A 22,573-nucleotide genomic window follows, 5' to 3' on the forward strand; every position below is an offset into this window, starting at 1 on the left:
TTGTATTTAAAGGATGTATATGGAAAATATTGAAGTAAGAGGGCAGCCAAGTTTTTTTGGGCTTATTCCTTTTTTTGTTTTTATTATTATCTATTTAGGCACGGGGATTTATTTGGGGGTTATTGGTGTAGAAATGGCCTTTTATCAACTGCCGGCTAGTGTTGCAATGTTTTTTGCTTCCATTGTTTGTTTTTTAGTGTTTAAAGGAAAATTTTCCGACAAAATTCACATATTTATTAAAGGAGCTGCTCAGTACGATATTATACTAATGTGTCTTATTTTTATGCTTTCGGGAGCTTTCTCTTCTCTTTGCAAAGAAATAGGCTGCGTTGAAGCTGTAGCAAATTTGGGAATTAAATATATTAATCCTAATTGGATTGTTTCTGGTATATTTTTTGTAACTTGCTTTCTCTCTTTTTCTGCCGGCACTTCTGTTGGATCTATCGTTGCAATTGCTCCTATTGCTTTTAATATTGCTGTTAAAAGCGGTATTAATCCTAATTTAATAGCAGCATCTGTAATGTGTGGAGCTATGTTTGGAGATAATCTTTCTTTAATATCAGATACAACTATTGTTTCTAGTCGAACTCAAGGTAGTAGCATCTTAGATGTTTTTATTAGTAGCAGTTTTTATGCTTTTCCATCCGCCATACTAACTTTTTTTTCTTTTTTCTTTCTTTCTGAAAATTTGCCCAATACCACAAACTTTTTACACGAAAGTTCAATAGATTTAGTGAAAACTGTGCCTTATTTAATGATTATATTTTTTTCTTTAGCTGGAATGAATGTTTTTATAGTTCTTTTTTTAGGCGTTCTTTCTATATGTCTTATTAGCGTTTTGTATGGTAATTTATACTTTCTAGATGTAATGAAAAACATTAATAAAGGGTTTTTAAATATGGCAGATTTGATTTTTCTTTCAATTTTAACAGGGGGAGTTTCTTTTGCCGTGATTCATAATGGAGGCTTTAAATGGCTACTTATTAAATTAAAATCCTTAATTAGAGGAAAAAGTTCAGCGGAATTTTCTATTGGGGCTTTTGTTTCAATAGTTGATGTTTTTCTTGCTAATAACACAATTGCCATACTTATTTGCGGCAAAGTAGCAAAAAAGATAGCTTTTGAAAATAACATCAGTGTTCAAAGAAGTGCTTCTATTTTAGATATGTTCTCTTGTATTTTTCAAGGTATTATTCCTTATGGTGCGCAAATGATTATTTTAGTGAACTTTTCAAATGGACTTGTGTCGCCAATTAGTGTTTTGCCATTTTTAGTTTATTTTGGATTTTTATTGTTTTTTGTTATTTTATCTATTTTGGGCCTTGATATAAAAAAACTTTTTTTATTTTTTTTAAAAAAATAAAAATTTTAAAAATTTTAAGATTTGCATTGTTTAATTTTTTTGATTTTATTTAGAATAAATTATTCTTAATTATTTTATATGATTTAGGAGGGTTAAAATTGGAAAGAGATTTGAAATTAGAAAGAGAAACCAATGTGGTTCCAAATTTTTGGGGGCTTATGCCTTTTTTTCTTTTTATAGGGATTTATATTGGCACAGGACTCGTTCTTTATTTTAATGGTGTAAAAAGGGCATTTTATCAAATGCCTCCCGTAGTTGCTATGTTTATTGCTATTGTTTTGACATTTATTATTTTTAGGGGATCTTTTTTAGCAAAAATGAATAAATTCATTGAGGGATGCGCTCAGCAAGATGTTATTTTTATATCTTTAATATTTATGTTATCCGGTGCTTTTTCTGCTGTTTGTAAAGAAATAGGAAGTGTTGATGCTGTAGTAAATATTGGTCTTAAATATGTTCCATTGAATTTAATAGTATGTGGCATTTTTTTAATTACTCTTTTTTTGTCTTTTTCCACCGGAAGTTTTATGGGGACTGTTGTTGCTGTTGCTCCTATTGCTTTGGAGCTCGCAGATAAGGTAAGCATCCCCCTTCCATTGATTGCTGGTACTATTCTTAGCGCTGGTGCATTTGGAGACAACATGTCTTTAATATCAGATACCCCTATTATTTCAAGTCATACTCAAAAGGTTAATATTGTTGATGTTTTCAAAAATGGAGCTTTTTATACGTTTCCAGCAGCAATTTTAGCAAGCCTTGCTTTTGCATTTTTAGGTTCTTATTATTGCAAGACCGATAGTTTTATTATTGAGTCTGGTGAAATAAATTTTTTCAAAATTATTCCGTATATTTTTGTTATGGTTTTTGCAATCTCAGGCTTTGATGTATTTTTAGCCCTGTTTTTAGGCATTGTTGTTGCTGGTATTATTGGAATTTATTATTCAGATATTACTTTTTTATTGCTGGCTAAAAAAATCAATGAAGGATTTTTAGGTCTAGGGGAAATGTTTATTCTTGTTATTTCTACAGGTGGAATTTCTTATATGACAATTAAGTATGGGGGGTTTGATTGGTTGCTCTTAAAATTACAAAAAATGTCAAAGTCTAAAAGAACTTCGGAATTTGTCATTGTTGTTTTAGTTGGCATTTTGACCATGTTTCTTGCAAATAATGGGCTTGCTATTTTAATGAGTGGTTCTGTTGTAAGATCAATAACTAAGGAGAATAATTTAAACTCAAAGCGTATTGCGGCTTTACTTTGTATGTCTTCGTGCTTTTTTTTAAGTATTTTGCCCCATAGTATGCATGTTATAGCTCTTGTAGATTTTACAAAAGGTAAGCTTTCTCCTTTTGACATTTTTCCATTTTTAATTTATCAAGGATTTTTGATCTTATTGATTGCTTTGTCTATAATTGGACTTGATATTAAATTAATATTTAAGTCTTTTTTAAAAATAGTCACAAAACTTAAAAGCTTTAAATTTTAAAAGCTTTTAAGTTTTTTTTGAATTTAAATATTTAAGAAGACAGATTTAAATATATTTTAAGGATTTCTTCTTTTATTTTTTTAGGTATTTTTTTAAAAATTTCAAATTTTGAAAAATCTTTTGGTAAAAATTTTTCTTCTAAATATAATTTCATTTCGGGGTTATTTTTTGCCTCTTCTTCTATTCTTTTTATTACGTTTTTGTTTGGAGAATTATATCTAGTTTCTTTGAAATTTTTATAAGATGGTTCATTCTCGTATAAAAAGTTTATAAATTTGTAAGCCAAGTTTTTATTTGGAGCATCAATAGGAATTACAAATGCGTCTATCCATAGATTGGTGTTTTCAGGTGCATAAAAATCTAAGTTTTTGTTTTTTAGCATAGCGCTTTGTGCTTCGCCGCTCCATGTGAGTTGAATAGATGCTTCTCCATTTAGCATCAATGATTTTGCAGGCACATCTGAGAAATATCCGATTAATAGTGGATTTTGGATTTTTAAAAGCTCTCCAGCTTCTTTAATTTTATCTGTATCATGCTCATTTATTGAGTATCCAAGTTTTTTTAAAGCAACTCCAATATTGTCTTTAGGGGAATCTAGCATTGTAATCTCTTTTTTATATTTTTTATTAAATAATATGTCAAAACCTTGCATGTCATTTAAATCTATTTTAGTTTTATTGTAAAGTATGCCCATTAATCCCCAGTAGGCTGGCACTGAATAAAGATTGCCAGGATCATGTTCCAGGTTTGTAAGATTTTGAGTAATATTTTTTGTTACATTTGGCAATTTTGAGTAGTCTAATTTTTCAATTTTGCCTTCATCGATTAATTCTTGGATTAAATATTCTGATGGGACTATTATATCGTAGTAATTCTTTGTGTTGTTAAATTTAGCCATCATTTCTTCATTATTGTGAAAGATTTCATAATCAATTTTTATATTGTTTTCCTTTTCAAATTGATCTAATAAAGTCTCGTCAATATATTCTGCCCAATTAAATACGTTTAAAGTTATTGTGTCTTTGTTGGTGCAAGCAAAAGTTGTAAGAATTGCTATTAATATAAAAATTTTTTTCATAAGTACTCCTTTTTTCATTTTAAAGCTCAGCATCTGTTGTTAATTTTTTAATTCCTATAAATTTATTAATAATAAACAAAAGGCTCAATATTGTAAAAAACAATATTGCAGAAATAGCATTTATTACGGGTTTGATGCCTCTTTTTGTTAGTGAGTTTATTAGGATAGATAAATTATTAAATCCCTGTCCAGTGGTGAAAAATGATATCAAAAAATCATCTATTGATAATGTAAAGGCAATAAGAGCCCCAGTTGCTATGCTTCCTACGATTTCTGGATAAATTATATTGAAGAATATTTGAATTTCTGAGGCTCCAAGATCTTTGGCAGCATCAATAATATTGTTGGGAAGAGAGTATAATTTGGGTAAAATTATTATTACTACGTATGGTGTTGAAAAAATTATATGTGATATTAGCATTGTAGAAAATCCCAATTGCATTTTTATTGCAGAATAAAATGTCATTAAGCTTATTCCTGTTACAATGTCAGGATTAATTATTGTTATTTTATTTGCTGATAATAGTATTGTTTTTAATTTTTTGTTTTCTGATTTATAAATTGCATAAGCACCAATAATTCCAATAACAACAGAAGTCAAAGATGAGATTGTAGCTATTAAAATGGTGTTAAATATTGCTGATTTGATTTGACTTGAGGCAAAAATTTCTTTATACCATTTTAGACTAAATCCTTGCCATATAAATCCACTGTCACCAGAGTTAAAGGAATAAATTATTAAGATTATTATTGGAAGATAAATAAAGCTGAGTATTAGAAATAAGAAAATGTTTTTAAAGGCTCTAAACATATTTTACTCTCCATTATTTTTTCGCATTAATTTTATTATTATTAAATTAAAAATTAATATTGCTAACATTAAAATAAATGAAATTGCAGCTCCAGTATTCCAGTCTTCTATAAAGAGAAACTGTTTGCTTATTAGATTTCCTATTAAAATTTGTTTAGAGCCTCCTAGCAAATCTGAAATGATAAATACCGTAATTGAAGGAATAAATACCATAATTATTCCTGTTGCCAGGTAAGAGAGCGTTAGTGGTATTTTTATATAAAGTAATATTTGCCACATCCTTGCTCCAAGATCTTGTGATGCTTCAATGTATTCTGGCTTAATTTTTAAAAGCCCTGTGTATATTGGCAAGATCATAAAAGGCAAAAAATTGTATATCATGCCTATTGTAACAGCCTGTTCATTATAAAGAAGATCTAAGGTTCCAATTCCGATCTTTTCAAATAAGTTGTTGATGAATCCGTTTTTTCCAAGTATTCTCATCCAGGCATAAGTTCTAAGCAATGTATTTATCCACATAGGAAGTATTATCATGATTATTAATTTATTTTGAGCACTTTTTTTTGATAATGAAATTAGCCAGGCGGCAGGATAGCCTATTAAAATGCAAAAAATTGTTGCTATTGTTGCGAGTTTTAAACTTCTTGAAAAAATATTAAGATAACTTGGATTTAAAAGTCCAATGAAATTATAGATGGTAAATTCGTTTTTTTCATTTAAAAATCCAAGCAATATTATTATTAGTAAGGGAAGAATACTAAATGTTAGTAGGAATATGGAGTATATGATTAATATCAACTTTTTCAAAACCATTATTCCTTATGCATAACATGAATATCATCAGGTTCTAAGAATATGTCAACTTCTTCTCCAACTTTTGTAAGTCTTGTGCTTTGAACTATCCAATTTGTTTTTTGGATTTCTAGAGTCATTTCGTAATGAACCCCTTGAAAAATTGCTGATGTTATAGTGCCGCTTAAATGCCCTTTTCCTTTTGGAAGTAGTTTTACATCTTCTGGGCGTATTACAAGGTCAACTGCTTCTTCAGCTTCAAATCCTTTGTCAAGGCATTCAAATTCATGACCAAGCAAACTTACAACCAGCTCTTTTTTATATGTTCCATCAAAAATATTGCTTTCTCCAATAAAATCGGCTACAAACTTTGTTTTAGGCTCATTGTAAATTTCCTCAGGTGTTCCTATTTGCAGAATTATTCCTTCATTCATTACAACGATTCTGTCACTCATTGTCAATGCCTCTTCTTGATCGTGAGTAACATATATGAATGTGATTCCAAGCTGACGCTGTATTTTTTTTAATTCTTTTTGCATCTCTTGTCGCATTTTCAAATCAAGCGCGGAAAGTGGTTCATCTAGGAGTAAAAGCTTGGGTTCCATTACCATTGCCCTTGCTATTGCAACTCTTTGCTTTTGCCCCCCCGATAGTTCGTTAATATTTCTGTATGCGTATTTTGGCATTCCTATCAGCGAAAGCGATGTTTTTACTTTTTCTTTGATTATATCTTTTGGCGTTTTTTTCATTCTAAGTCCAAATGAAATATTGTCAAAAACATTCATATGTGGGAAAAGCGCATAATTTTGAAATACAGTATTAATTTCTCTTTTGTTTGGACTGGTTTTAGATATTTCTTTAGAAAAGAAATAAATTTCTCCATTTTTTTGGTTTAAAAAACCACCCAATATTTTTATTAATGTTGTTTTTCCACATCCGGATGGGCCTAGTAGCGTAATAAACTCATTTTTTTTAATTTTTAAATTTATGTTATCTAAAGTTTTGTTTCCATTGTTATCATAATAATGACTTAGATTTTTAATCTCTAGGATACAATTATCCAACTAATTCCAACCTCCTTATGGCTGTATTAATACAAATCAAGATTATACTTAATATTATTATTTATGTAAATGCCCTTTTTAAAAGGCATTATAATTCTTATCAAGAATTATTTTGCCAAATTTGCCTTCTCTAAATTCTTTGATTAATATTTTTGATGCTTTCTCAAGGTTAAGTTCATTTTTTTTACCGATTAATTTTCTTGCTTTTGCAAAATTTTGTAGAATATCAAGTGAATTTTTATTATATATTTCGTATTTTTTTAGTAAAATATTTTTATTATTTTGATCCATTATTTCAAGTAAATACAATGCAAGATCTGTGCTATCTACTATTTCATTTTTGATCATATCCAATATTGCAAGTTTTTTTGCAATCGACTGGTCTGCTAGATTATGCCATAAAATTCCTGGCATATCAAAAAGATTGATTTCTTCATTTATTTTTACTATTTGTATATTTTTAGTATATCCAGGTTTATTAGCAACTTTTGCGCTCTTTTTGCCGGATAATAGATTTATTATTGAAGATTTTCCAACATTTGGAACTCCAATAATCAAAACTTTTATTTTTTCTTTATAGTTTTTTATCTTTTTAACAATGGCCAATTTTTTAATAATATCTATTATCTGCTTACGCATTCCTTTTTTGTAAATATTGCTTATTATTACAGTATTGCCAAGATTTTCAAAATATTTTTTCCATTTTATAATTTCATTTATTTGAGCAACATCTGATTTGTGTAAAAGAATTATTTTAGCTTGATTTTTAGTAATTTTTTCAGTTAATGGATTTTTGCTGCTAAATGGAGCTCTAGCATCAAGTATTTCTAGCACAATATTAGCTTTTTGTAAATTATTCTTTATCAGATCTAAGGCCCTTTTCATGTGTCCAGGAAACCAGTTGATTTTATTTGCCATGCCTAAATTATAGCTTAATGTGTATTGAATGATAAATTGTTTTTGTTTTTAATTTATGTTAGTTTTCTTTAAAAGAATTATTTTTTTTAAAGAAAAAATATAATCTGTATTTAAGTTTTTATTTTTTTTAAAAAAATAAATTTTACAGGAGGTTTGATTATTATTGTAAAAATCAAAAGAGGGTTAATAGTATCCTGTCAAGCTCTTGAGAACGAGCCTTTACATAGTAGTTTTATTATGTCTAAGATGGCTTTGGCAGCTAAAATAGGTGGAGCTATTGGAATAAGGGCCAACGGAGTTAATGACATTAGTCAGATTAAGTCGGAAGTTGATTTGCCAATAATAGGTATTATTAAAAAAAATTATAATAATTGTGACGTGTTTATTACTCCTACCATGAAAGAGATTGATGAGCTTTGTAATGAAGGGGTAGATGTAATTGCCCTTGATGCCACTTTTAGGAGTAGGCCTGATGGTGTGCTACTTGATGATTTTTTTGAAAATATTAAAAAAAAATATCCAAAACAGAGTTTGATGGCAGATATTTCTTCTTTAGATGAAGCTATTAATGCCGATAAATTGGGATTTGATTTTATTGGAACAACTTTGTATGGCTATACAAAAAATACCAATGGTTTGAATATTGCAGACAATGATTTTAATTTTTTAAAAAGCTTGCTTAATTCTAATTTGAAATCTACTTTAATAGTGGAAGGGAAAATAGACACCCCTTTAAAAGCTCAAAAATGCTTTGAAATGGGGGTTGATTTAGTAGTTGTAGGGGGTGCTATTACAAGGCCCGCTGAGATTACTAAAAAATTTGTAGAAAAAATAAATCAGATTAAAAAATAATTTTAAACTTAAAGGTTAATTTATTTTTTATTTTAGGAGGGTTTTATGTTAAAGGGTTTTGAACAAGCTCAGAAATTTGGACGTTCTTTTATGCTTCCCATTGCTATTTTGCCAGCAGCAGGGCTGCTTTTAGGAATTGGAGGTTCTCTTTCTAATCCAGAAACTGTTAGGACGTATTCTTTTTTGAATATATTCTTCTTGCAATCAGTTTTCAAAATAATGAGTGCGTCAGGTTCTATTATTTTTTCAAATTTAGCACCAATATTTTCTATTGGAATTGCTGTTGGACTTGCAAGATCAGATAAAGGTACATCTGGAATCGCAGCATTTATTGGCTACCTTGTAATGAATGCTACTATTGGAGTTTTAATTGATGTGTCAGGCAGAGCGGAGTCTTTCTCTAGCGGTGCTGTGGGTTTTGTTCTTGGAATTAAGACTTTAGAAACGGGGGTTTTTGGCGGGATTGTAGTTGGTATTTTGACTTATTATCTTCATTCTAGGTTTAACAAAGTGGATTTGCCCAAGGTTCTTGGATTTTTTTCTGGATCTAGATTTGTTCCGATCATTGTTTCTTTTTCTAGTATTTTTCTTGCTGTTATTATGTTTCTTTTTTGGCCATTTGTACAAAGCGGAATTAATAAAGTAGGAGGCTTAGTAGATTCAACCGGTTATATTGGAACACTTATTTATGGAATTTTTTTAAGGATGCTTGGACCTTTTGGTCTTCATCATATATTTTATTTGCCATTTTGGACAACAGGCCTTGGGGGATCTGTTATTATTGATGGAAAGTTGATTGAAGGAACTCAGAATATTTTCTTTGCGGAACTTGCTGCTCAAGGTACAAATAGATTTTTTATCGGAACTAGCCGTTTTATGAGTGGACGATTTATTACCATGATGTTTGGCTTGCCCGGAGCTGCACTTGCTCTATATTACACCGCAAAGCGCGAGGAGAGAACAAAAGTTTTTGGTCTTTTGATGTCTTCAGCGCTAACGTCATTTTTAACAGGTATAACAGAACCTCTTGAATTTTCTTTTCTTTTTGTAGCCCCTATTCTTTATGTTGTTCATGCTACATTTGATGGATTTGCTTTTATGTTAGCGCATATTTTTCAAATTACAATAGGTCAAACGTTTTCTGGAGGATTTATTGATTTTATTCTTTTTGGTATTTTGCAGGGAAATTCAAGAACTAATTGGCTTTTGGTACCAGTTGTAGGCATTGTTTGGTTTTTTCTTTACTACTTTACTTTTATATTTTTAATCAATAAGTTTGATTTTAAAACTCCTGGTAGAACTCAAGATTTAAATTCTGAAGATTCTCCAAGTTCTAAGAGTAGTGAATTTGAAGAAAATTATGCTACTAAGGTTATTATTGGGCTTGGTGGCGCTTCAAATATTGTTGAGCTTGATTGTTGTGCAACTAGGCTTAGAATTACAGTAAGGGATGTTCTTAAAGTTTCTGAAAAAATTTTAAAAAAAACTGGCTCTAAAGGAGTAATTATTAAAGGCAATGGGGTTCAGGTGGTTTACGGACCAGGTGTTAGTGTTCTTAAGAATGAAATAGAAGAATTGCTAGAGGCTTGATTTTTTTTAATAAGTAATAGCTTAAGGCTATTACTTATTAATCTTGTTTATGAAATTAACTGCATACTTTGTGAAGTATGATGTGTTTTGGGCGCTTTTGTAGCTTTGGTTTCCAATAGGTACGTGAGCGTGTGAATTTTCAAGAAGTATGATGGGAATATCCTTTTTTTCACCCCCATAATTTTTTATAAATTCGTTTATTTTTATTGGGTCTACTGTATGATCATTTGGTGTGTGGGTTATTATTAAAGGTATTTTGATTTCGTTGAAATTATATGAATTTAATAATGTGACAAGGCCCATCATTGCAATAATTGCGTCTACATGCTGTACTCTTGAAGAGTGGCTTTTTATAGTCGGGTGTTCTTTTCGTTTATACTCTTTTGTTTCGAATTTATTGTAGCCACCTGTTATAAGATATGCAATTTGTCGTCCCCAAGGATAGTAAACGATATTTGTTCTCTTGTCATAAGGGAATATATTAGGAGAAATTAATACCGCCGAGTTTATTTCATTTGGATAGTTTGCCAAGGCCCAGATGCTGGCAGCGCCCCCATTAGAGGTGCCAATTAATATTAATTTATCGCCTATTAATTTGCCAATGTTAATAGCCTCATCAATATCTCTAAACCAATCTTGGGTAGTTATTCCCCGAAATACATTTTTATTGTTAATTCCGTGTCCTTTAAGTCTTGTAAAAAAAATATTTGCATTAAGAGCTTTTGCAATATTATTTGGAACTGGATAAATTTCATTTTTTGATGCTCCAAATCCATGAATATAGACCACAGAATATTTTGTTTTTTGTGCTTTTTCTTTATACCAGATTATTTCTTTTTTTGTATTGTTTTCTAAATTAAATTGTAATTCTTCTTTTAATAAGTAATTGTCAATTTCTTCTATGTTTTTAGGAATTAGTTTTTTTGAAAATTCATTTTTAAATTTTATCCTCGGACTAACGAGTATTAAGAGTAATAAGAATATAAGTATAAAAATGATATTTTTTATATTCATAAAGTGATTCCCTTGTTCTCTTCTGGGACATTATTGTTATTATGGGTATCTTTTTTGTAGCAATTATTGCAATGCCCTGAATAAATGATTTCAATAGATTTTGTTTCCCAGTTTTCTCCAAGTTTGTCTTTCAAAATATCTTTAATATCGTCAAGTTGAATAGGGTGGACTTGATTACATTTATTGCATTTAAAGTGAGCTATTGTGGAAGCCAAGCTTAGATAAAATTTTGTTTCTTTTTGATCAGTAGTTTTTATATCTTTTAGTATATTTCTTTCTTTTAGAATATTTAATGTGTTATATACCGTTGCTTTTGATAGGCTTGGAATTTCTTTTATAAGTTTATTGTAAACTTCTTTTGCCGTAAAGTATTCTTTTGGGTTTGATGCTATGTATAAGATGATTCTGTTTCTCGAGTGAGATGCTTTCATTCCTAATTCTGATGTTAAATTTTTCAATAATACAGGATCGTTTGTAATGCCGACTTTTTCCAATGCGGAATGTACGTCTATTATGTTGTCGTTCATATGATTATACCTTTTTTGTTTAAATTAAAGATTAAATACTTTTTATGTTCTTCTTAGGATAATTTTATACCCAGTTATTAATATTTTACTACTTATTATTTATTTATTTTCATATTTTTTTATATTAGTATAAAAAATTAAATTTTTTATTTTTGAATTCAGTTTTATTTTGTTATCAAAATTATTATTTAATGGTAGTATCATTAAATTTAGTGTTTGAGAGTAATTTATTACATCTTGGATCTTAACTGTGTTATAAGAACCTCCTATATTTAAAATTAACCATTTCTTAGAATTTATTTTTTCAATTTTATAATTAATTGTATGAATGATATGTTTTTCAACATTTAAAAAGCTTATAAAAAAGTTGCTGTTTTTATCATTTCCTTTAGATATCAAAAATTCTGTACCATTAATGTAGCCTTTGGGATTGTTTTTAGTTATTATTATTTTTTCATAAGTATCAAGATCGCTGTATTTTGCTGTTATTTTTAAATTAGTGCCTTTTGCAATTTCAAAAACAGGTATTTCAAGAGCTGAATATTCAAGAAGATAATCAGGATTGCATTTTTTTAATGTTTTTTTATCTAGATCTATTTTAGAAGGCCATTTTATTTTAATCGATATAAAGAAGCTAGAGATAGTCTCGTCTATAAAAAAATCAATTGTTGATTTTTTGGCAGAGTTAAAAGCTAAATATTGTTTTATTCCTAAAATTTTTTCATTTGAAAATGAAAATGAACTTTCAATAGATGCTTCTTTTATTAGTTCTTTTTTTGATGAAACCTTAAAATAAGTTCTAGATGTGTTTAGAAATTCAGCTTTTTTATCTTTAAATTTTATTTTATTTAATTTTCCATTTTCGAATTTAATATTGTATTTATCGTGAGATAGCGTGAAATTTCCTTCCATATTGTATTCCAAATTTTTAGGCACAATTGATTCTGAATTTTTAATGATTTCATCTTGGTGTTTATTTATTAAAAATTCTCTTAAGCTTTTTTCGTTGATTTGATAATCTTTAAGTCTTTTGTTTTGAAAGTTTATTATTGGCTCTTGCTCTTTAAGGGAGTTAAATTTTGGAATCTCTAGTAGTTCGGTGGTAAGTTTGGATCCTTCTAGATTTTGTATCTTAATGCTGTGTAAGTTATTTTCCAAAGCTTTTAAATAAAGTAAAAAATTTTTTAGTTCTTGATTATCATAAGTTTCTTTGATTTCATAAAAATAAATAAGAGTTTCTACGTTGCTTTTTGGAGAATCTATTTTTTGTACTTCATATAAATATTGGCAGTTATTTTTATAAAAAATTAAATAATTTTTATTATTTTTACTCTGCCTTATTCCTTCTGTATAATTGAAATTAAGCTTTCTGTAAAGCTCAGTCACCTTTTTTCTAAACTTTTCTATGTTGTATATATAAAACATAATAGGCGTATTTTGAAATATGTCTTTGTATCCACTTTTGAATGGATTTTTTAGTGCCCAATACAAGTCTAAATGTATCTCATCGTGCAGCATGTATTCATGAGGGCTTCCACTGTAAGTTCCAGGCATATATATATCTGTATTGGTTTTGAATCTTTCAAATAGCCATTTATTTAATTCCTCATGTTCTCTTAGAATTTCAAAAAAGTATATTGGAAATGTCCAATGTATTTTGTAAGCTAGCTGTTTGTGTTCAATCAAATATTTTATATTTGATATTATTAATAACAGGTTATCTTCTGAAAATTTAGTTATTGAAATAATAATAATATAAGTTTTCAATTTTTTTAGTTTTCTAAACATAAATTCTTTGTCTTTATAATTTAAAGATTAGTCAATATTTACATTATATAATAAAAATTTTTACTGGTTTTGTATATTTTGTATTTTTTGATGCATAGAAGTAATACGCTACTATAGCGAATGTATTAAGTTTATGTTAATCTTATATTGTTATATGTAAATTATTTTTATTTATAGAAAGGGGTAAAATTTTTATGGCTAAAGACATATATTTTAATGAGGATGCTAGAAAAAGCTTACTTAGTGGCGTTGAAAAATTATCCAATGCTGTAAAAGTAACTCTTGGGCCAAAAGGGAGAAATGTCCTTATTGATAAAAAGTTCGGCTCTCCAACGGTTACAAAGGATGGGGTTAGCGTTGCTCGTGAGATTGAGCTTGAAAATCCATTTGAAAACATGGGGGCACAGCTTTTAAAGGAAGTTGCTATTAAAACAAATGATGTTGCTGGCGATGGAACAACAACCGCTACTGTTCTTGCTTATGCTATTGCAAGAGAAGGCCTTAAGAATGTGTCTTCAGGAATTAATCCTATTGGAATAAAAAAGGGAATAGATCACGCTGTAAATTTGGCTGCTGAGAAAATTCGTCAGTCTGCAAAAAAGATTACAACAAAAGAAGAGATTGCACAAGTAGCTTCAATTTCTGCTAATAATGACAGTTATATAGGTGAAAAAATTGCTGAGGCAATGGATAAAGTTGGAAAAGATGGTGTTATAACAGTTGAAGAGTCAAAGACTTTTGATACTACGATTTCTTATGTTGAGGGTATGCAATTTGATAGAGGATATCTTTCTCCTTATTTTTCTACCAATAAAGAAAATATGAGTGTTAATTTTGACGATGCTTTCATATTGATATATGAGAAAAAGATTAGTTCTATTAAAGAGCTTTTACCAGTTCTTGAGAAAGTTTTAGGGACAAATAAACCTTTATTAATTATTGCTGAGGACATTGAGGGGGATGCTCTTGCTGCTCTTGTTTTAAACAGCGTTAGAGGAGCTTTAAAGGTATGTGCAATTAAATCTCCTGGTTTTGGTGATAGACGAAAAGCAATGCTTGAGGATATTGCAGTGCTTACCGGCGGTGTTTTAATCAGTGAGGAGCTAGGTCTTACTCTTGAGACAGTTGAGATTGAGCAACTTGGACAGGCTAAAACTATTAAGGTTGATAAAGACAATACCACTATTATTAATACTGGCAATAAAGAGCAAATAAAGGAGCGTTCAGAGCTTATTAAAAAGCAAATTGAAGATTCAACATCTGAATATGATAAAGAAAAACTTCAAGAGCGTCTTGCAAAACTTGTTGGCGGAGTTGCCGTTATTAATGTTGGAGCTGTTACTGAGGTAGAGCTTAAGGAGAAAAAGCATAGAGTTGAGGACGCTCTTTCTGCAACTCGTGCTGCTGTTGAAGAGGGTGTTGTGCCTGGCGGTGGATCAACTCTTATTGAAGTTGCTATGTATTTAGATACAATAGATACAAGTAAATTAAGCTATGAGGAGAAGCAAGGTTTTGAGATCGTAAAAAGAAGTCTTGAAGAGCCAATGAGACAGATTATTTCAAATGCTGGTTTTGAAGGATCTATTTACATTCATCAAATTAAAACTGAAAAAAAAGGGCTTGGGTTTGATGCTTCCAGCTTTAAGTGGGTAAATATGATTGAGAGTGGAATAATTGATCCTGCTAAGGTTACAAGAAGTGCGCTTCAAAATGCTGCTTCAATTGCTGGACTTTTATTAACAACAGAATGTGCAATCACAGATATTAAAGAAGAGAAAAATACTTCTGGTGGTGGTGGTTATCCTATGGACCCAGGAATGGGAATGATGTAAATTAAAGTTTCACCGGTAAGCTTGTGTTTTTGCCGGTGAATATTTTATTATTCAAAGGAATTATTTTGAGTGAGGATGAATTTATTTTTTGTATAGGCTATGATTGTTCAAAGGCAATAGTAGATAGGCAGCTTTTAAGAGAAAATAAGGGTAAAAGCGCTAAGGAACTTTTTGAACTTGGACTTTACAGAAGTGCCTTTAGCAAAGCTCTTTATAGGAATGACGATGGTCTTATTAATTATTTAATTGAAGAGTATAATAAAATAAGTAACTCTAATTATACCAAAAAAGATGATTTTAAGCTTTTATTTGGAGTAGTTTATCCTGATAATATTAATAAGATAAAAGTGACATATGTATAGTATGGGAGGTTTTGTGTTTTTATTGCAAGAATTTAGCGGCAATAGTAACTTTTTACGAAGTTTATTAGTTTTTGTGCCTGTTATTGCTATATTTTGGTTTTTAGTGATATCTCCTCAGCGTAAGGAAGAGAAGAATAAAAAAGAAATGATAAAAAATCTAAAAAAGGGCGATAAGGTATTAACAATAGGTGGAATTTTTGGAGTTGTGAAAAAATTAGGCGATACGGATGTTATTTTAGAATTAAGTCCAAATAACGAAGCAGTATTTATAAAAAACTCTATTGATAAGGTTTTGTCTGAAAAAAAATGAAGTTAAAAAAAAGGGTATTATTTAAAGGTAAAATTAGAACTGTTAGCTAATAATGGTATTTTTTAAAAATTTTAAGGATTTGTATAATGAAAAAAGGATCTAAGCTTATATTGATATTGTTGATGACGTTTTTTGCATGTCTTTTAATATTTCCGACTTTAAAATGGTATTTTTTAATGAGCGTTGAGGATAAAAAAATAAGCTCATATTCACAAGAGGCCTTAAGGGATTATTCAAAGAAAAAAGCCCTGAATGATCTTGTTAAGCTTAAGGAATTGTATAATAAAGATCCCAATAGCAGTATTCCAGCTAGTTTGTCTTATTTAATTCCAATAGCAAAAAATAATTATAGGTCTTCAATGAAAATTCCACCTAATATTTTTACTGCTAAAACCTTGCGTGAAGGATTTTTAACTGATTCGGATATGGGAGAAGTAAGCTTAGAGATTTATAGATATTATGAGAACATAAAGAAGGGTAAAAGCAGAATAATACATCTTGGGCTTGATTTGTCTGGTGGGATGAGTGTTACTATTTCTCTTGATTATTCAAGTGTTGAAAAAAAATTAGGTCGTTCTTTGACTTTTGCTGAGAGAGAGGATGCCATTTATCGGATAATGCAAATTCTTAAAGATAGGGTAGATAGGTTCGGGCTTACAGAGCCTAAAATTGTAAGAGAAGCAGGGGGAAATAAAATTTTCTTAGATATTCCTGGAGAAAAAGATGAGAGTAGAGTAAGCGCTCTTTTGAGCGGTAAAGGCAATTTGACTTTTTATGTGGTTGATGATGAGTCTACATCTCTTTTACATAGAAAAATATTAGAAGCGGGCTCTCTTTTTTCTATTCCTGAAATTCAGGCAAGCATGAACCTTCCAGATAGTAAACAAATTTTTCCTTGGTATGTTAAAGATTCTTATGGTGTGGATGATGAGTCATCAGTTCGTTATTATGTGGTTGATGCAAGCCCTGAAAATTTATTTGATGGTGCGCATATTAAAGATGCTGGGGTTTCTAACGATCCTAGAACGGGTCGAGATACTGTTGCCTTTAGCCTTGATGTTGATGGAAGTGAAAAATTTTTTAAATTTACTCAAAAAAATGTTGGAAAGTCTTTGGCCGTTGTTATGGAAGGTAAAATTAAGTCTGTGGCAGGAATTGGATATGCTATTACTGGGGGCAATGTTTCAATTCAAGGTGATTCTTTTGATAAAAAAGAGGCCCAAGATCTTGCTTTAGTTTTTAAAACTGCAGCTTTTCCAGTTGATATTAAAATAGATGATTTGAGAATAATAGGGCCTACTCTTGGTGCTAGGACTATTGATCTTGGCATTAAAGCTTCTGCGCTTGCTCTTTGTTTAGTTTTTTTGTTTATGTGTGTTTATTATGGCTTGAGTGGTGTTGTAGCTGGATTTTCACTTGTTATTTATAATGTATTTTTAATTTTAGCGATATTGTCGGCCTTTAATTTTACTTTAACTTTAACAAGTATTGCAGGTCTTATTTTGACAATGGGTATGGCCGTTGACATAAATATAGTTATTTATGAGAGAATTAAAGAAGAAATTAGAGAAGGCAGAAGATTTGAAAATGCTTTTGAAGATGGTTTTAAAAAGGCATTTTTATCAATTATGGATGCAAATATAACAACATTTATTGCGGTGCTTTTTTTAACTCTTCTTGGGACAGGAGTTATTCAAGGTTTTGCTTGGTCTCTTTCTGTTGGAATTGTGGCATCCCTTTTTAGTAGTTTGATTTTTTCAAGATTTATTTTGGAATTTATCATATCTGTTAGAAAAAGCAAATTTATAAGTATATCTTGGAGTTCAAAATATGCAAAGAGTAATTAATTTTTCAAAATATGGAAGCAATGTTTTAATTGTTAGTGCCGTTTTGATTTTGGTTGGGCTTATTTATACTTTTTTTTATCATGGTGGATACAATTGGGGAATAGATTTTTCTTCTAGGGTTAATATTAATCTTTCAATAGAAAAATCAAATATTAAAGAAAATGAAATTAAAGAAATATTCTCTCCGATTTATAAGACTTTAGATGTTAATAGTATTTTTTCACCAGATCAGAATAAAAGTGAATTCTCTATTATGGTAAAGTCTAATGTGATTGATTATGCTTTTAAAACAGAAGTTCAAAAAACAATATTAGATAAACTTAAAGAAACATTTGATGCTAATATTGAAGTTTTGGATTCTTATTTTATTGATTCAAGTTTTTCTTCTACTTTGAGAATTAGGTCAGTATTTTTAGTATTAGGAACATTTATCCTGATTTTGATTTATATAACTTTAAGATTTAAACTAAGTTATGCTATTGCTTCCATACTTTCAATATTTCATGATATATTTTTTATAGTTGCTTTTTTAGGGGTATTTAGAATAGAGATTAATAGCTATATTATTGTGGCAATACTTACCATTATTGGATATTCTTTAAACGACACAATAATTATTTTTGATAGGATTAGAGATAATGTTAAGCGATTAACCGATAACACATTTTTAAATGTATTAAACATAAGTATTAGTCAAACTTTATCAAGAACTGTTTTGACGTCAGTTACAACATTTGTTGCAGTATTTTCTATTTATGTGTTTACTGAAGGATCTATAAAAGATTTTTCTTTGGTATTTATGGTAGGGGTAATTGTTGGAACTTATTCTTCTATATTCATAGCGTCTCCAATACTTTTAAACCTGTATAAAAAGATAAAGTAGATCTTAAATAAGATGATATTGTGGCATGAAGTTTTTTGATTTTGGTTCATTAGGATTTTATAGATTTTTTGATTTTCAAAAATATCTTAATTTTAGCATTTTTAGGTATAGTTTAATAAATTATTATTCTTATCGAGAACAGTCAAGCCTTATTAACGATGCCAATTTGCTAAAAGATAAACTTTTGTTTTTGGATAAGATTTATAGGGATTTTAATCCCAGTATCAATAAATCTTGGGGTGCCAATAAAGCTATTTTTTTAGATACTTTACTTATTGTTAAAAATTTGATAAGAAAATATCATCCTAATTCCCAATTTTTAGACATTCATGAAGATGAATTGTTAGAAGATGTTTCCTGTTTTAATAAATTTTTAGACAAGCTTAAATATTTAAATTTTAGAGTAGATCTTAAACAAAAAATTGAAAATTTTGAAAAAAAGAGCAAGGCCCCATTTTCTTGCATAAGAATTGCCACATTTTTTATTCAAGAAGAATTTTTAGATCGACTTAGTAATTCATTGGATTTTTTTTCCAATGAGGCCAATAGTAATAATTTAGATGTAATTAATAAAGAAATTAATGATTATTATGAAAAAGTAGAGCAAATTAAAAAAAGTAGCAATATTAAAGAAACTCATAAAAAATTTATTATAGATCACACAAAAGAGAGAATTGATAAAATTATGAAAGATCATAGTCTTGACATTTCTAAACTACTTATAAAAATTGCTTTGCTTGAAATTACAATTCAATGTTTTGATAGCTATTATTTAAATTTATTAGAAATTTTACAAATTCTTTTATCTATTAATAATATAATTGAGATTGGTTTAAACGAATTACCAGATGCTATTTTTAATGAGTGGAATGAGCTTATTTATTTACGAAGAAAAGAGTTTCAAAAATTTGTTTTAATCTCTGATTATGTTTTCCAAAAAAGGATTGTATCTACTATAAATTCTGGAAATTGGAAATTTGCTTTTTTTACTCTTGCTCCCAGACAAGGGGATGTTTTTCAGTTTTCAGTGGATATTGCTAAAAATTTTGATAATATTGAGGATGGAATCAAAGAATATGAATCTAAAATAAATAAATTTAATGAATATAGGTCGGGTTGGGAGGCAAATTTAAAAAATTTTGGTCATTTATTTTCAGAAACACTTTAACTGTATATTTCTTTTAATCTTTCGTAAATAGTTTTTACTTCATTATTTATTATTTTTGGAATTTTTACTATCAAAGTGACTTTAAGATCCCTTTTTGAGCTGCTTCCAATTATAGGCATCCCCAATCCTTTTAAGTTCAGAATTTCTCCATTTTTTGCATCTGATGGGATTTTAAGTTTTATTTTTTTCCCTTCAATTGTTTCAAATAGCTTTTCGCAACCCAAAGCTATTTCCCAAGGGTAAACCTCTATTGTTGTTTCTAAGGTTTTCCCATTCAGTTTAAAATTTTTATAACTTGATATATTAAATTTGACCATTAAGCTTCCTTTTATTCCAGAAATTGGATTAATAGGACCCTTGTTGTTTATTTTTATTGTAGTTGTTTCTAATGTTCCTTTTGGAATTATTACCTCGATTTTTTTGTTGTTTATAAGTATTGTTTTTTTACTTCCCATGTAAGCATCATAAAGTGAAATATTTACAATTATTTCTCTGTCTGCTGTTTTTCTTGAGGATCCGCCAAAGATTTTGGAAAAAAAATCTAAATCTTCAAAATTGCCAAATCTTGTGCTGCTAAATTCTCTTTCAAAATGGTCGTTGTTGACATTAAAATTTGTGTTTCCCAAAGAGTCATAATTTCTTTTTTTATCAGGAGAAGATAAAATTTCATAAGCCTCGTTTATTTCTTTAAACTTTTCTTCAGCTATTTTGTTTCCCTTGTTTTTGTCTGGGTGATATTTTATTGCCAATTTTTTGTAAGCTTTTTTTATTTCCTCATTACTAGCATTTTTTTGTATTCCAAGTATATTGTAGTAGTCTTTGGTCATTAAAAAATCTCCTTCAAATCTACCTTATTTATTATATTTTTTAAATATATTTTAATATTTATACTTTATATATGTTATAATTAAACCTAAATTTTTAAAAGACCAATTATGAGAGTAGATCTTTTACCTCTTGTCGAGTTAAGTCTTTATATTAATTTGTCATTTTGTTGTAAAGATTTTAGCATTTTTAATAGAATTTTAGAGGAATTAAAATGTCATTTAATCTTGTTGGGTCATCCAATTATAAAAACACTTTACATTAAGCACTTAGATTTTTGTTTATCTAGGCAAGATAATTTAAAATTTATTTTCACTTCTTTGTTCAAGTATATTAATTTGGCTTTATTAGAAGAATTTACTTTAGAAATTATTCCAGGTTATGTTGATTTTGAAAAATTCAAACTTTTGGATGAATTTTGTATTACTAGAATTAATCTTAATGTTCAAAGTTTTTCTTTAGAGTTTAGAAAGATTGTGGGGATACCCGAAATTTCTTATGAAAAATTGAGTATTTTAATTAACAATATTAGAAAGTTTCCTTTTGATTTGAATATTGACATGACTGTCAATATGCCTTTGCAAAAAAAATCTCATCTCAAGCGAGATTTGAAAGAATTGCTTTCATATATGCCTGAGCATATTTGTTTTAGCGATTTTATATGTGAAGAGGAAGACTTTGTCTTTAGAGATTTTGATAACAGCATTGATTCGGAAAAACTATGGTTTTATGCTCTCGAGTGTCTGGAATCCAATGGCTACATTAATTATGAAATTACTAATTTTGCATTAAAGGGGCATGAGAGCAGACACAATAAGTTAAATTGGGAGTTAAAGCCGTATTTAGGATTAGGATTGCGTGCTGTAAGCTTGCTTTTTTGTAATGACAAGAATAATAATGTAAGAGCTTTGATTAGAAAAACTGGCAATTTTGTTAAAGCAAATAATCACTTAGTAACTTTTGAATTGTTAGAGGATTTGGAGTTTTTTGTTTATCATTTTATTCAAGGGCTTGGAACCATTCAAGGTGTCAGCTTCAGGGCTCTTAGGCTTAGATTTGAGTACAATGAAAAACAATTTTTTCAGTTTATTAATTACTGCTCAACTTTAAGTAAAAAGTTTGTTTTTGATGATAATATTATGCTATTAAAAGGGAGAGAAAGGTTCAAGTTAGATTTTTATTTAGTAAAAATTATAAACTATTTTAATGATAACTTTTTTAAAGTTAAGCTTAGGCTTCCTTGATTTGTTTGTCTTGGTAATAAACTATTTTTGTTTTTTTATGGTTGAATATTCCAATCTCAAGTATACCTGGAAATAGTTTGAAGTATTTTTCTGTTCCTTCAGGATTTTCCACATGCATTTTTACATCTAAGATATAATTATTGTTATCAGTTATAGTGGGTCCTTTTTTTTCTTTGCAAATTCTCAAGGTTGTTTCTAAATTCATTTCTTCAAGTCTAGTCATAATAAATCCAACAGCATTTTGGGCAACTTCTATGGGAATAGGCATTTTTGTTCCTAATTTTTTAACAATTTTGGTTTCATCTGCTATTATTAGCAATGTTTCTGAATTGTAGGCTATTACTTTCTCCATTAGATGAGCACCTCCCATTCCCTTTATTAAGCTTTTTTTTCCTAATAAAATTTCATCAGCTCCATCAATTGCAATGTCTAGATTTTTGTTAAGTTTTGAAAAATTTGATTCATAAGGAATTTGTTCTTTTGAGAGTAAATATTTTGTATCACTACTTGTTGTGTAGAATTTTAAATTTTTTAAGCTACCCGATTTTATCTTTTCGCTTAAATATTTTATTGCATAATAAATAGTTGTACCTGTTCCGATTCCAAGGTTCATATTGCTTTTGATATAGTGATCAATTGCATATTTTGCTACCAAAATTTTTTGATTTTCCATAAATTCTTTTCCTTGCTTGATAAACTTAAAGCTTAATGTATTTTAAAGTATATCATTATTTAATTACTAAGGCTTAAATCTTGACTAGATTTTATGCTAATTTATAATTATTAGTATTGGTAAATAAAATAATATGCTAGGAGAT

21 protein-coding genes are annotated in these 22,573 nt (G+C 28.9%); 11 read left to right on the plus strand and 10 right to left on the minus strand.

Annotated features, from left to right (window positions below; translation table 11 throughout):
* Positions 1-19 precede the first annotated feature (19 nt).
* The gene (locus BSV1_RS00415) at positions 20-1,363 is read left to right on the plus strand and encodes a Na+/H+ antiporter NhaC family protein (protein WP_008882161.1); all 1,344 of its coding nucleotides are present in this window, start codon (positions 20-22) and stop codon (positions 1,361-1,363) included.
* Positions 1,364-1,461: 98 nt separating this feature from the next.
* Entirely contained in the window at positions 1,462-2,850 is a 1,389-nt protein-coding gene (locus tag BSV1_RS00420; protein ID WP_008882224.1) for a Na+/H+ antiporter NhaC family protein, read from the plus strand.
* A 31-nt stretch (positions 2,851-2,881) separates the two neighbouring features.
* Here BSV1_RS00420 and BSV1_RS00425 read toward each other — a convergent pair whose 3' ends face one another.
* From BSV1_RS00425 to ylqF, 5 genes are all read right to left on the minus strand, one after another.
* Positions 2,882-3,928: an ABC transporter substrate-binding protein gene (locus tag BSV1_RS00425; RefSeq protein ID WP_008882256.1), complete on the minus strand. Its 1,047-nt coding sequence runs from the start codon at positions 3,926-3,928 to the stop codon at positions 2,882-2,884.
* 19 nt (positions 3,929-3,947) lie between these two features.
* The gene (locus tag BSV1_RS00430; protein ID WP_008882167.1) at positions 3,948-4,739 is read right to left on the minus strand and encodes an ABC transporter permease; all 792 of its coding nucleotides are present in this window, start codon (positions 4,737-4,739) and stop codon (positions 3,948-3,950) included.
* A 3-nt stretch (positions 4,740-4,742) separates the two neighbouring features.
* Complete coding sequence (locus BSV1_RS00435) at positions 4,743-5,546, minus strand: ABC transporter permease (protein WP_008882225.1); 804 nt, start codon at positions 5,544-5,546, stop codon at positions 4,743-4,745.
* Between the two features lie 5 nt (positions 5,547-5,551).
* Positions 5,552-6,595 (minus strand): ABC transporter ATP-binding protein, encoded by a 1,044-nt coding sequence (locus BSV1_RS00440; protein WP_008882173.1) that lies wholly within the window; start codon positions 6,593-6,595, stop codon positions 5,552-5,554.
* A gap of 78 nt (positions 6,596-6,673) precedes the next feature.
* Positions 6,674-7,513, minus strand: a complete 840-nt coding sequence (gene ylqF / locus BSV1_RS00445; protein ID WP_008882182.1) for a ribosome biogenesis GTPase YlqF — start codon at positions 7,511-7,513, stop codon at positions 6,674-6,676.
* 153 nt (positions 7,514-7,666) lie between these two features.
* Here ylqF and BSV1_RS00450 point away from each other — a divergent pair, with 153 nt between their 5' ends.
* On the plus strand, positions 7,667-8,365 hold the full coding sequence (locus BSV1_RS00450; protein WP_008882175.1) for an N-acetylmannosamine-6-phosphate 2-epimerase: 699 nt from the start codon (positions 7,667-7,669) through the stop codon (positions 8,363-8,365).
* Positions 8,366-8,410: 45 nt separating this feature from the next.
* A complete protein-coding gene (locus BSV1_RS00455) occupies positions 8,411-9,955 on the plus strand; it encodes a maltose/glucose-specific PTS transporter subunit IIC (RefSeq protein WP_008882179.1) in 1,545 nt (514 codons plus the stop codon).
* A gap of 30 nt (positions 9,956-9,985) precedes the next feature.
* On the opposite strand, the gene BSV1_RS00460 is transcribed toward BSV1_RS00455, so the two are convergent.
* The 3 genes from BSV1_RS00460 to BSV1_RS00470 form a co-directional block, all read right to left on the minus strand.
* Positions 9,986-10,969, minus strand: coding sequence for a lipase (locus BSV1_RS00460; protein ID WP_008882236.1), 984 nt, complete (start codon positions 10,967-10,969; stop codon positions 9,986-9,988).
* Complete coding sequence (bosR, locus tag BSV1_RS00465) at positions 10,966-11,496, minus strand: oxidative stress transcriptional regulator BosR (protein ID WP_008882279.1); 531 nt, start codon at positions 11,494-11,496, stop codon at positions 10,966-10,968. Before bosR ends, BSV1_RS00460 begins: the two co-directional genes overlap by 4 nt.
* Positions 11,497-11,595: 99 nt before the next feature.
* Positions 11,596-13,284, minus strand: coding sequence for a hypothetical protein (locus tag BSV1_RS00470; protein WP_008882220.1), 1,689 nt, complete (start codon positions 13,282-13,284; stop codon positions 11,596-11,598).
* A gap of 194 nt (positions 13,285-13,478) precedes the next feature.
* Here BSV1_RS00470 and groL point away from each other — a divergent pair, with 194 nt between their 5' ends.
* The 6 genes from groL (at position 13,479) to BSV1_RS00500 (ending at position 19,686) form a co-directional block, all read left to right on the plus strand.
* Positions 13,479-15,116 (plus strand): chaperonin GroEL, encoded by a 1,638-nt coding sequence (gene groL, locus BSV1_RS00475; RefSeq protein ID WP_002657108.1) that lies wholly within the window; start codon positions 13,479-13,481, stop codon positions 15,114-15,116.
* A 65-nt stretch (positions 15,117-15,181) separates the two neighbouring features.
* Positions 15,182-15,478 carry a hypothetical protein gene (locus BSV1_RS00480; RefSeq protein WP_008882181.1) on the plus strand — a complete coding sequence of 99 codons (297 nt, stop codon included), beginning with the start codon at positions 15,182-15,184 and terminating at the stop codon, positions 15,476-15,478.
* Positions 15,471-15,788, plus strand: a complete 318-nt coding sequence (gene yajC / locus BSV1_RS00485) for a preprotein translocase subunit YajC (protein WP_083858428.1) — start codon at positions 15,471-15,473, stop codon at positions 15,786-15,788. The genes BSV1_RS00480 and yajC overlap by 8 nt, the downstream gene beginning before the upstream one ends.
* Positions 15,789-15,874: 86 nt before the next feature.
* Entirely contained in the window at positions 15,875-17,635 is a 1,761-nt protein-coding gene (gene secD, locus BSV1_RS00490; protein WP_008882178.1) for a protein translocase subunit SecD, read from the plus strand.
* Positions 17,619-18,518 carry a protein translocase subunit SecF gene (gene secF / locus BSV1_RS00495; RefSeq protein ID WP_008882273.1) on the plus strand — a complete coding sequence of 300 codons (900 nt, stop codon included), beginning with the start codon at positions 17,619-17,621 and terminating at the stop codon, positions 18,516-18,518. Before secD ends, secF begins: the two co-directional genes overlap by 17 nt.
* 25 nt (positions 18,519-18,543) lie before the next feature.
* Positions 18,544-19,686 carry a hypothetical protein gene (locus tag BSV1_RS00500; protein ID WP_008882215.1) on the plus strand — a complete coding sequence of 381 codons (1,143 nt, stop codon included), beginning with the start codon at positions 18,544-18,546 and terminating at the stop codon, positions 19,684-19,686.
* On the opposite strand, the gene BSV1_RS00505 is transcribed toward BSV1_RS00500, so the two are convergent.
* Positions 19,683-20,513: a DnaJ domain-containing protein gene (locus tag BSV1_RS00505; protein WP_008882211.1), complete on the minus strand. Its 831-nt coding sequence runs from the start codon at positions 20,511-20,513 to the stop codon at positions 19,683-19,685. The two genes, BSV1_RS00500 and BSV1_RS00505, sit on opposite strands and share 4 nt — an antisense overlap.
* 108 nt (positions 20,514-20,621) lie before the next feature.
* Between BSV1_RS00505 and psgB the strand changes: the two genes are divergently transcribed.
* A complete protein-coding gene (psgB, locus tag BSV1_RS00510; protein ID WP_008882165.1) occupies positions 20,622-21,755 on the plus strand; it encodes a HemN-related non-iron pseudo-SAM protein PsgB in 1,134 nt (377 codons plus the stop codon).
* On the opposite strand, the gene rpiA is transcribed toward psgB, so the two are convergent.
* On the minus strand, positions 21,742-22,428 hold the full coding sequence (rpiA, locus tag BSV1_RS00515) for a ribose 5-phosphate isomerase A (RefSeq protein WP_008882269.1): 687 nt from the start codon (positions 22,426-22,428) through the stop codon (positions 21,742-21,744). The two genes, psgB and rpiA, sit on opposite strands and share 14 nt — an antisense overlap.
* Positions 22,429-22,573: the final 145 nt, after the last annotated feature.

It is taken from the genome of [Borrelia] finlandensis (assembly GCF_000181875.2).
GTDB classification, from domain to species: Bacteria; Spirochaetota; Spirochaetia; order Borreliales; family Borreliaceae; genus Borreliella; species Borreliella finlandensis.